The following is a 10915-nucleotide window of genomic DNA, read 5'->3' on the forward strand; positions in this document are numbered from 1 at the left end:
TAGCGCACCGCAGGCCTTTTTCATATACAGGAGAGACATATATGAGAAAATTTTTTTCGAAGGAGAAATCCGGGAAAGAGAAAAAAGCAGATTTTTATATTCTGTATACGATGGTTTTTGCGGCGATTTCGCTGGTTATTTATGGCTGCTTTTATTTTAATGGAAAAGCACTGGTCTGGAGTCATGATGGAGTTCCACAGCATATCAATGCTCTGGCCTATTATGGAAAATATCTGCGGAATGTGCTGAAAACACTGGTATTTGACCATAAGATATCGCTGCCTATGTGGGATATGCACATTGGTTATGGCTCTGATATCCTTACAACACTGCATTATTATGTGATCGGCGATCCGCTGACTTTGTTTTCCGTTTTTGTTCCCGAAAAAAATACGGAAATCTTATATGAGATCCTGATTTTTCTGCGGATTTATCTTGCGGGGATTACGTTCAGTATCTACTGTTTTTATCGAAAAAATCCAAAACAGGCGACATTTATCGGCTGCCTGGTTTATATATTTGCAGGGTGGACTATTTATGCGTCCATGAAACATCCTTATTTTTCCAATCCCATGATTTATCTGCCGCTTGTTCTTATGGGAATTGATAAGGTCTACAAAAAAGAAAAGCCATACCTTTTTATCTGGGCAACGGCTGTAGCGGCAATGTCAAATTTTTATTTCTTTTATATGATCAGTGTCTTTATGGTGTTATATGCGGCTTTCCGGTATTTCGGCATATTCCGGAAGCGTTCCGTAAAAGATGTATTTCAGTGGTTCCTGAAATTTGCCGGATTTTATCTGGTGGCACTTATGATTGCTGCACTGATCTTTTTGCCTGTGATCATGACTCTGTTTGGGACAGAGCGTTTTCAGGCACAGAATTATGTGCCATTTTTATATGATCGCATTTATTATGAAAAATATCTCGGCTGCCTGATCGGCGAGAATATGATCCAGTGGGGAGTGGCTGGATATTCTGCAGTTGCCATGGCAGGCGTGTTTGTAATTTTTTCCAAAAGAAAAAAATATACAGGACTGAAACTGGGATTTGTACTTTTGAATCTGTTTTTGCTGATTCCTTTTGCTGGTCATGTGCTCAATGGATTTTCCTATGTCTCCAACCGCTGGATCTGGGCATATGGAATGCTGATCGCCTATATTCTGGTGCAGGCATATCCGGAACTGTTTACTTTGCAGATGCAGGAAAAACGACGGATTTTTATTATGCTGCTGGTATATTGTGTTCTTGCGCTGGTTTCGAAATCTGCCCGCACGGAGCGGAACAGTATGGCTGTGATGCTGCTGGTACTGGCTGTATTTACAGTGCTTTCCTATGGGAACATTTTCATACAGGGAAAATATCTCTGTGGAATGCTGGTTGCGGTGCTGGTAACAAGCATTATTCTGAATGTATCTTATCAGTATTCCTATGAAAAAAATTATCTGTCAGAGTTTGAAGAAAAGAATCGGGCACTGGAAGAACTTCAGGATGGGCCGGATCGGACGATTCTGTCCCTGGATGGGTCTTCTTCCAGCAGGTATGATCAGTACAAAACGGGCTCTTACGTAAATACTGCCATGTATATGGGAACTAACAGTACTTCCTATTATTTCAGTGTGGCAAATGGAAATATCAGCCGGTTTTTTGACGAAATGTATCTGAATACGCCGTGGGATTATCATTACAGCAGTCTGGATGGAAGAACGATTTTGGATCGACTTGCTTCTGTGAAATATTTTGCTGTCAAAAGAAATGGATATGGATATATTCCTTACGGATATGACGAAGAGGCTGCTTCAACCAAAAAGTACAGAATTTATGAAGATGAGGATTCTCTGCCACTGGGCTATACGTACGATTCCTGGATTTCCAGAGAAAAATATGAAAAGCTTTCTGTGACCGAAAAACAGCAGGCATTGCTGCAGGGAGCAGTTGTGGAAAAAAGCAGCCTTCCGGAAACGCAGCTTTCCTTTGATGACAAGAAAGCAGATTTTACACTGGAAGCTGGTAAAGGATGTAAGATCAAAGATGGAAAAATTATTGTGACAAAGAAAAATGCAAAAATTTCTATCGGATATCGGGGAGAGCCCAAATCAGAAGTTTATCTGATTGCCAAAAATCTGGATTTTAGTGCTTATTCTCCCCGGGAACAGGTCAGCGATAAAAAATGGAATTCTCTTACGGAATACGAAAAGAACCAGATTCTTTACGAAGATGATAACTGGCGCTACTGGAAGGAAAGCAAAGAATCAGCAGTGGAGGTTTCACTGGGGTCTGTGGACAAGACAATTCGGATTTTTACCGATAAATATAACGGATACAGTGGCCGTCATAATTTTCTTCTGAATATGGGGTATAAAAATTACAGTGCGGGAACTATGACGCTGACATTTTCCATGCCAGGAGAATATACGTTTGATGATCTGTATCTGGTGTGTCAGCCTATGGAATCTGTTGAAAAACAGACAGAGAAGCTTGGAAAAGAAAGCCTTGAGAATGTGAGTATGGAAACAAATAAAATTATCGGTGATATTGAAGTATCTTCCGATAAATTTCTGGCATTTTCGATTCCTTACAGTGCGGGATTTCGTGCTTACGTAGACGGAAAAAAGGTTGATCTTATAAAAGCCAACAGTATGTATATGGGAATTGAATTAAAAAAGGGAAAACATGAGATTGTACTTACTTACTGTACTCCATATATTGTACCGGGATTGATACTGACAGCAACCGGGCTGCTTCTGTTTCTGCTGATTGCAGTGTCATATCGGAAGTCAAAGAAATCTGGAGAAAGGGGAAAACAGAAAAAATGAGCAGATTATCGGTGGTTTTGCCTGCGTATAACGAAGAACAGATTCTGGCAAAAACCTGCCGTACATTGAAAGAAATTTTGAGTTTTTCAGAAATAGAGTATGAACTGGTTTTTGTGGATGACGGATCCTCAGACAAAACCTGGAATGTGATCGAAAAAGTATCGAAAGAAGACAGAAATATTTCAGGAATACATTTTTCCAGAAATTTTGGAAAAGAGGCCGCAATTATTGCAGGACTTGCACAGGCTTCCGGGGATGCGGTGGCAGTGATGGACTGTGATCTTCAGCACCCGCCGGAAACGCTTGTAAAAATGTTTTTGTTGTGGAGACAGGGATTTGAAGTAATAGAAGGCGTCAAAAAAAGCCGGGGTAAAGAAAGCAGAATTCACGGAAAAAGTGCTGGATTTTTCTACAGAATCATGTCCGGAGCTACAGGTTTTGATATGAAAAATGCGTCGGATTTTAAACTGCTGGATAGAAAAGCAGTAGAGAGTGTTCTTTCCATGCCAGAGAGAAATATGTTTTTCCGGGCGGCATCGTCCTGGGTTGGATTTAAAAGTACTTCCGTACCTTTTGAAGTTCAGGAAAGAGAAGCCGGGGAGACGAAATGGTCTACAAGAGCGTTAATTGGATATGCATTCCGAAATATTGTGTCATTTACTACGATTCCGTTGCAGTTTGTAACTGCGGGAGCAGGTGCCTGTTTTCTGTGTTCGCTGATTCTTCTTATATATTCTCTGATACGGTATTTTACCGGACATGCAGTAGAAGGGTATACGACCCTTTTGATTGTCACATTGTTTATTGGCAGTGCAATTATGCTGAGCCTTGGAATTATCGGATATTATATTGCCAGAATTTACGAAGAGGTAAAGCATCGGCCGAGATATATCGTATCAAAAATTATACATGGAGGAATGATAAGTGAAGAAACTGATTTTAAAGATGTATGAAAATGATGTCATTCGTTATATTTTCTGGGGCGGCTGTACAACACTTGTAAATCTGGTAAGTTTTTATCTTATGAGAATTGCAGGGCTTCCTCTGATGGCTGCCAACATCATATCAATTATACTGGCAATCCTGTTTGCGTATGTTGTAAATTCCAGATTTGTATTTCACGATTCGTGTGAGACACTGAAAGATCACATACAGCCATTTGTAAAATTTATAAGTGCACGTCTGGTGACGATGGTTATTGAAGTTGGCGGTGTGTGGCTTCTGGCTGTTGTAATGGGATTTCATGACATGGTTGCAAAATTCTGCACCCAGTTTCTTGTGCTGGTGCTGAATTATATATTTAGTAAATTTTTAATTTTTACTACAGGTAAAAAGACGGGAGGTAGCAAATGATGACTTTGAAAGAGGCAGTAAAAAAGATCCGTCCGCTGGATGAAAAAGCCATGGAGGGTGCAAAAAAAAGATGGGACAGTATTGCAAAGCCACTGCATTCCTTGGGTGAACTTGAAAATATGTTGACACAGATTGCCGGTATCACAGGTACTCCGGATGTCCGTGTGGAGAAAAAAGCAGTGGTTGCCATGTGTGCGGATAATGGGGTTGTGGAGGAAGGCGTGACACAGACCGGGCAGGAAGTTACCACAATTGTGGCCGAGAATTTTCTGGCAGGAACCACAACCTGCTGTGTAATGTGCCGTCAGTGCGGAGCGGAGCTGTTTCCTGTGGATGTTGGAATGGTAACGGACACAAAAGTACGTACAGATCATAAGGTTGCTTACGGAACCAAAAATATGACAAAAGAGCCGGCAATGACAAGAGAACAGGCAATTCAGGGAATTGAAGCGGGAATTGCCATGGCTGAGGAACTGAAGGGAAAAGGATACCAGGTTCTTGCCACCGGTGAAATGGGAATCGGAAATACCACTACCAGCAGTGCAGTTGCGGCAGTGCTTCTGGGAAAACCGGTAGAAGATATGACAGGAAGAGGAGCCGGACTTTCCGGTGAGGGGCTTGTACGAAAAATTAATGCGATCAAAAAAGCGATTGCATTAAACAGTCCGGATCGTTCGGATGCCATTGACGTCCTGGCAAAGGTAGGAGGACTGGATATTGCAGGAATGGCCGGTGTGTTTATCGGTGGAGCGGCACTTGGTATGCCGGTTGTGATGGATGGATTTATTTCCTGTGTGTCTGCGCTGATCGCAGTAAAGATCTGCCCGCAGGTACAGGATTATATTATTGCGTCTCACGTTTCCAAAGAACCGGCGGCACATCTGATCCTGAAAGAGCTGGATAAAGAAGCGATCATCCATGCGGGAATGTGCCTTGGAGAGGGTACCGGAGCAGTTGCATTATTTCCGCTGATGGATCTTTCCTGTGCAGTATACAATTCCATGAGTACTTTTGGAGATATCAATGTAGAACAGTATGAGGAGCTGAAATAAGATGCTGGTTGTTGTAACAGGAGGAAGCGGAAGCGGAAAATCTGCTTTTGCGGAGGACAGGGTTCTTTCTTTTGGAGAGGCGAGAAGGATCTATATTGCCACCATGCAAGCTTTTGATGAGGAAAGTCACCGCCGCATTCGAAGACATCGTCGGATGCGGGCAGGAAAAGGTTTTGAGACCATTGAGAGATACACAGAGCTGGATGAGCTGATACTTCCAAAAAACTGTGTCGTGCTTCTGGAATGTATGTCCAATTTGGTGGCAAATGAAATGTTCCGGGAAGATGGATTCCATCCGGAGGTTTCCGAAAAGATCACAGAAGGAGTAAGAAACCTTCTTTCACAGGCAGAACACGTGGTGATCGTTACCAACGAAATTTTTTCCGATGGAATTCTCTATGAAGGAGAATCCGAAAAGTATAAGGAACAGCTGGGAAAGATCAACTGCAATCTGGCTGAAATGGCGGATGCTGTTGTAGAAGTGGTATACGGAATCCCGGTCTGGCATAAAGGTGGTGAGAAAGCATGAAAAGTGTATGGAACAGTTTTAAAGCGGCATTTGCCATGTTTTCAAAGATTCCCACACCTATGGTAGACTGGAATAAAGAAAACATGAAGTACATGATGTGTTTCTTTCCTTTTGTAGGAACAGCCATCGGTATTCTGACCTGGCTTGTTGGATATGTGCTGGGAAGCCATGTACAGATGGAGCCGTTTTTTCTTGCAGTGATCCTTACCGTGATCCCGGTTTTTGTCACAGGCGGGATCCATGTGGACGGACTTCTGGATACTTCAGATGCGTTAAGTTCCTGGCAGGAGCGTACAAGAAGACTGGAGATTCTGAAAGATTCTCATGCAGGGGCATTTGCCATTATCACAGCCTGCGTTTATTTTATTCTGTGGCTGGGTGCTTGGAGACAGTTGCTTGGTGATCACGATGGAATCTGTATCATGAGCATTGGATTTATGATGTCCAGATGTCTTTCCGGAATTGGTGTGATCATATTTCCAAAAGCAAGGACAGATGGAACCGTAGCAGAATTTTCCAGAAATGCATCAGAGATTGTGGCACGAAATGTTCTGGTCATGATGTTTGCGGCACTGGCAGTACTGATGATATGGATCAATCCAGTAAGAGGTGTACTTGCAGCAGGAACAGCACTGCTGGTATTCTGGTGGTATCATCATATGGCCATGAAATATTTTGGAGGAACGACCGGAGATCTTTCAGGCTTTTTCCTCTGTATCTGTGAAGTTGTGATGGCTCTGGTGCTGGGCGTAAGTGGTATAGTTGTTCTGTGAAATGAAAATGGAATGAGGTAAAAGGATATGGAAATGATAATCGGCGGTGCCTATCAGGGGAAAAGCAGTTATGCAAAAAAACAGTTTCCCGATGTGAAATGGAAATGTGGTGCAGAGCTTACAGAGGAGGAACTTCTGGAAGCAGAAGGAGTTCTCGGTTTTCACCAGTACATAAGAAAGTGCCTGAAAGCAGGTGCGAATCTGTCAGGCCTTACGGAAAAACTTGCGGAGAAAAATCCGGGTGTGGTTCTGGTCAGTGAGGAAGTAGGATACGGAATCGTTCCGGCTGATGCTTTTGAACGGCAGTATCGGGAGGCTGTAGGCCGTGTTTGTACGGAACTTGCGGGAAAAAGCAGCAAGGTTACAAGAGTTGTATGTGGAATCGGGATGGTGCTGAAAAATGATTAAATTATATCTGATACGTCATGGCCAGACTCCGGGAAACAAACTTTCACGTTATATCGGTACCACGGATGAGCCGCTGAGTGATGAAGGCCGGGAATTTCTGAAAAAAATTTCCTATCCCATGCCGGAGGAGCTGTTTGTAAGTCCGCTTCTCCGCTGTGTGGAAACAGCAGAAATCCTTTTTCCGGGAAAACAGCTTCACATTATAGAAGAGCTTTCGGAATGTGATTTTGGAGAGTTTGAGAATAAAAATTACAAAGAGCTTGCCGGAAATGAAAATTATCAGAAATGGATAGACAGCAATGGAACAATGCCGTTTCCGGGCGGAGAGAGCAGAGAAGGCTTTAAATATCGCAGCCTTACAGGATTTCAGAAAGCTGTGACACAGTGTATCCGAAAAAATGTGGATACAGCGGCGCTGGTGATTCATGGCGGAACCATTATGAATATTATGGAAGAATATGCAGACAGACACAGACCGTTTTATGAATGGCATGTAAAAAACGGCGGCGGTTATCTGGTTGAACTGGACCCGGATCTCTGGCAAAAAGAACGCAGAGAGTTTACAGTCTGTGAAGCATATATGGAGGGTTAAAAAATGAATGGACGGATAATCAGCTGGACACGCAGTGATCTGAAATGGCGTGCAAAACAGGCTTTCCGAAAAAATTACTGGTCCGCAGTTCTGGTCAGTCTGGTGCTTGCTATCGTGCTGGCATCCGGCGGAAAAGGCGCAGCTCAAAGTGGTGCCGGCAATGTGATGAATTCAGATTACAGTTATCAGGTCAATACCTATCATTCCGATGGCTTCAGTTCCTATGCAGGCCATATGTTTGGCGGATCGTATTCTCCGTGGGCACTGATTTTTGCACTGGTAGGAGCCGGAGTAGTTGTTGCGGCGGCACTGGTCGGGATATTACTTAAAATTTTTGTGTGCAATGTATTTGAAGTAGGAGGGCGCAGTTTTTATATTGAAAATCTGTATGCAGTTCCAGGTGTCGGCAAACTGCTCAGCGCATTTCGTTCCGGATATTATGGAAATGTAGTAAAGACCATGTTTTTCAGGGATCTGTTTACATTTCTCTGGACCTTACTGTTTATTATCCCGGGAATCATAAAGTCTTATGAATATAAGATGGTTCCGTATCTTCTTGCAGAATATCCGGATATGGACAGAAAAGAAGTTTTTGCAAGAAGCCGTGATATGATGTATGGACAGAAGTGGAATACGTTTGTTCTGGATCTTTCCTTCATTCCGTGGAATATCCTTTCTACGATCACATTTGGACTGGTAGGTCTGTTCTATGTATCTCCATATCAGGATGCAACCTATGCGGAACTTTACGATACTCTGGCAGCAGGAATGCCGGGAAATAACGGACAGCAGGTGTATGAAAATGGAAACTTCTATTATGACTGATAAAATGATCCTTGTACGTGGCGGCGGGGATCTTGCCACCGGTGTGATCCATAAACTCCACCAGAGCGGCTATCACATTCTGATTCTGGAATGTGACCGGCCAAGCGCTATCCGTCGTCATGTGGCTTTCTGTGAAGCTGTTTATGACGGAACTTCGGAAGTGGAAGGCGTTGTGTGCAGACGGATCCCGGAAACGGAAATTCCGGCACAGTGTAGAAGGTGCTGGGAAAAAGGAGAAATTCCTCTTCTGACAGATACGGAGGGAAAACATATCCGGGAACTTTCACCGGCAGCAGTAATCGATGCGATCCTTGCAAAAAAAAATCTTGGGACAAACAGAGATATGGCACCAGTGACCGTAGGTCTTGGGCCTGGATTTACTGCAGGGGAAGATGTGGATTATGTGATCGAAACCATGAGAGGCCATAATCTGGGAAGGATCATAAAAGAAGGCAGTGCACTTCCAAACACAGGTGTGCCTGGTCTAATCGCAGGAATCGGAAAAGAAAGAGTGATCCATTCACCGGCGGCAGGTGAAATGAAAAATATCAGCAGGATCGCAGATATCGTAGAAAAAGACCAGATCATTGCCATGGTCGGGGATGTTCCTGTAAAAGCAACGATATCCGGAGTGATCCGGGGACTGATCCGTGACGGCTATCCTGTTTTTAAAGGGATGAAAATTGCAGATATTGATCCGAGAGCGGAACAGAAGAAAAACTGTTTTACGATTTCGGATAAGGCAAGATGCATTGCCGGAGGTGTACTGGAAGTACTGCTATCCTGTGGGATACTCCCGGATACCACAACAGAAAAAAATTAAAAACAGGTGGGGTATGTCATGAACAGAAAAGAAAAAGAATCCCTGACAGCTGCCTTTACAGGCGGCGGAGGAAAAACCAGCCTGATCTTTTATCTGGCGGAAAAATTTTCCAGCCAGGGGAGACGTGTGATCGTGACAACAACCACCCACATGGCATGGGAACCAAAGCGTCCTTTTGCAGATGCAGAGGATACAGAGGAACTCTGCCGGCTTATAGAACAATATGGATATGTGATCGCGGCGAAACATAAAGCCGGACAGCCGAAGATTTCCGGCCCTGAACCGGAAACTCTGAAAAGGTTGTCCGGTTTTTGTGATCTTCTTCTTGTAGAAGCAGATGGAGCGAAGAGACTACCTTTGAAGGTTCCTGCTGTGCATGAACCGGTAATTCCAGAATTTGCGGATATTGTAGTGGGTGTGACAGGGCTGGACTGTATTGGAAAAAAGATCTGTGATACGGCGCATCGCCCGGATGATGTAGCAGAATTTTTGCAGAAAAAGACAGATGAGCCGGTGATGTGGGAAGATGTTGTAAAGATTGCGGCAGCAGAAGATGGATTGCGTAAAAATGTAGGTGAAAAGAGTTTTCTGGTATATTTTAACAAGGCTGATGTGCTGGAATCTTCAGATGTGGCTGAAAATATCATTAAAAAGTGTCAGGAAGCCGGCATAGAAGCAGTGTGTGGAAGTCTGAAAGAGACGATGCGACCGACAGGAAATATGCCGGAAGTTTCATGAAATAAGGAGGAGATGAGAGATGAAGCTGGGACTGATCATGCTGGCAGCAGGAAACAGCAGACGGTTTGGGAGTAATAAGCTTTTGTATACCATTGAAGGAGAACCAATGTACCGACATATTCTTTCGGAACTTATGAAGGTGCGGGAAGTGCTGAAAGAACAGGGACATAGCTGTGAGATTACAGTGGTAACGCAGTATGAAGAGATAGCGGCAGAAGCGGAAAAATGTGGTGCACAGGTGCTTTATAATCTACATCCGGATGAGGGGATATCTTCTTCTCTGAAAATCGGACTCAGGAGAAATCGCGAGATGGATGCCTGCCTGTTTACGGTGTCTGATCAGCCGTGGCTTCGAGGAGAGACGATCCTTGCTCTGGTTGGGGTATTTTTGAGAGAGGGGAAAGGGATTGCATGTGTGGAGTATGGTGGGAAGCTTGGGAATCCTTGTGTATTTTCAGAGAGGTATTATGGGGAATTGATGGGACTTGAGGGAGATGTTGGTGGGAAGAGAGTGGTTGTGCGGAATCGGGGGGATGTGGCGGTAATGAGGGTGGTGGATGGGATGGAAGTGATGGATGTAGATGTGATGGCGGACGGACGCCGGTGAGGTACCGTCTGGCGTGCGGCACCTGGAAATTTAGTGGTGGTAGCGAGGGGCTTTAGGTTATAACTTACGCTTTGATATACTAACTACAACAAGTAAGTAGACGGCTAGACTTATTACCGGAAAAAAGAAAGCCAGCAGGGAACCGCCCTGGCGTATCGGGATGTTCTGCAGGAGTCCTGCTGATTCTTAGGTGGTGTGGTTTCTGCGTTATTCCCAAAAGGTCTGCTGTCTGAGCGTCTGGACGCGAGTTCAGAACTTTTGGGAATGGTTTTAGCAGAAGCCGCAGCGCCTTAGAATTCAGCGGACGACGAAGCCTTTCCGAGAGTATGAAACTTTTTCTGTAAAATAATGTTTAGAAGGTTCTTCTATGATAAAATAAATATCATTAGGAGGGCCTTT

12 protein-coding genes are annotated in these 10915 nt (G+C 43.9%); all 12 read left to right on the forward strand.

Annotation, left to right across the window (positions count from 1 at the left end):
- The first annotated feature begins 41 nt into the window (after nt 1-41).
- The 12 genes from GPK88_RS10910 to GPK88_RS10965 are packed head-to-tail and all read left to right on the forward strand — an operon-like array spanning nt 42 to nt 10516.
- Nucleotides 42-2816 carry a YfhO family protein gene (locus GPK88_RS10910; protein WP_173761744.1) on the forward strand — a complete coding sequence of 925 codons (2775 nt, stop codon included), beginning with the start codon at nt 42-44 and terminating at the stop codon, nt 2814-2816.
- Nucleotides 2813-3769 (forward strand): glycosyltransferase, encoded by a 957-nt coding sequence (locus GPK88_RS10915; protein ID WP_148448758.1) that lies wholly within the window; start codon nt 2813-2815, stop codon nt 3767-3769. The genes GPK88_RS10910 and GPK88_RS10915 overlap by 4 nt, the downstream gene beginning before the upstream one ends.
- Entirely contained in the window at nt 3741-4169 is a 429-nt protein-coding gene (locus GPK88_RS10920; protein ID WP_148448760.1) for a GtrA family protein, read from the forward strand. The genes GPK88_RS10915 and GPK88_RS10920 overlap by 29 nt, the downstream gene beginning before the upstream one ends.
- Entirely contained in the window at nt 4169-5221 is a 1053-nt protein-coding gene (gene cobT, locus GPK88_RS10925; RefSeq protein ID WP_173761767.1) for a nicotinate-nucleotide--dimethylbenzimidazole phosphoribosyltransferase, read from the forward strand. The genes GPK88_RS10920 and cobT overlap by 1 nt, the downstream gene beginning before the upstream one ends.
- A 1-nt stretch (nt 5222) precedes the next feature.
- On the forward strand, nt 5223-5750 hold the full coding sequence (locus tag GPK88_RS10930) for a bifunctional adenosylcobinamide kinase/adenosylcobinamide-phosphate guanylyltransferase (RefSeq protein ID WP_148448762.1): 528 nt from the start codon (nt 5223-5225) through the stop codon (nt 5748-5750).
- Nucleotides 5747-6523 carry an adenosylcobinamide-GDP ribazoletransferase gene (gene cobS / locus GPK88_RS10935; RefSeq protein WP_215707792.1) on the forward strand — a complete coding sequence of 259 codons (777 nt, stop codon included), beginning with the start codon at nt 5747-5749 and terminating at the stop codon, nt 6521-6523. Before GPK88_RS10930 ends, cobS begins: the two co-directional genes overlap by 4 nt.
- Before the next feature lie 27 nt (nt 6524-6550).
- Entirely contained in the window at nt 6551-6931 is a 381-nt protein-coding gene (locus GPK88_RS10940) for a bifunctional adenosylcobinamide kinase/adenosylcobinamide-phosphate guanylyltransferase (protein WP_173761742.1), read from the forward strand.
- The gene (locus GPK88_RS10945) at nt 6924-7523 is read left to right on the forward strand and encodes a histidine phosphatase family protein (RefSeq protein ID WP_148448768.1); all 600 of its coding nucleotides are present in this window, start codon (nt 6924-6926) and stop codon (nt 7521-7523) included. The genes GPK88_RS10940 and GPK88_RS10945 overlap by 8 nt, the downstream gene beginning before the upstream one ends.
- A 3-nt stretch (nt 7524-7526) precedes the next feature.
- The gene (locus GPK88_RS10950; RefSeq protein ID WP_173761741.1) at nt 7527-8348 is read left to right on the forward strand and encodes a DUF975 family protein; all 822 of its coding nucleotides are present in this window, start codon (nt 7527-7529) and stop codon (nt 8346-8348) included.
- Nucleotides 8341-9171, forward strand: coding sequence for a selenium-dependent molybdenum cofactor biosynthesis protein YqeB (gene yqeB / locus GPK88_RS10955; RefSeq protein ID WP_173761766.1), 831 nt, complete (start codon nt 8341-8343; stop codon nt 9169-9171). Before GPK88_RS10950 ends, yqeB begins: the two co-directional genes overlap by 8 nt.
- Nucleotides 9172-9189: 18 nt before the next feature.
- Complete coding sequence (yqeC, locus tag GPK88_RS10960) at nt 9190-9909, forward strand: selenium cofactor biosynthesis protein YqeC (RefSeq protein ID WP_173761740.1); 720 nt, start codon at nt 9190-9192, stop codon at nt 9907-9909.
- Nucleotides 9910-9928: 19 nt separating this feature from the next.
- On the forward strand, nt 9929-10516 hold the full coding sequence (locus tag GPK88_RS10965; RefSeq protein ID WP_173761739.1) for a nucleotidyltransferase family protein: 588 nt from the start codon (nt 9929-9931) through the stop codon (nt 10514-10516).
- The last annotated feature ends 399 nt before the right edge of the window (nt 10517-10915 follow it).

Source organism: Blautia sp. MCC269, from assembly GCF_018785655.1.
Taxonomy (GTDB): domain Bacteria; phylum Bacillota; class Clostridia; order Lachnospirales; family Lachnospiraceae; genus Blautia_A.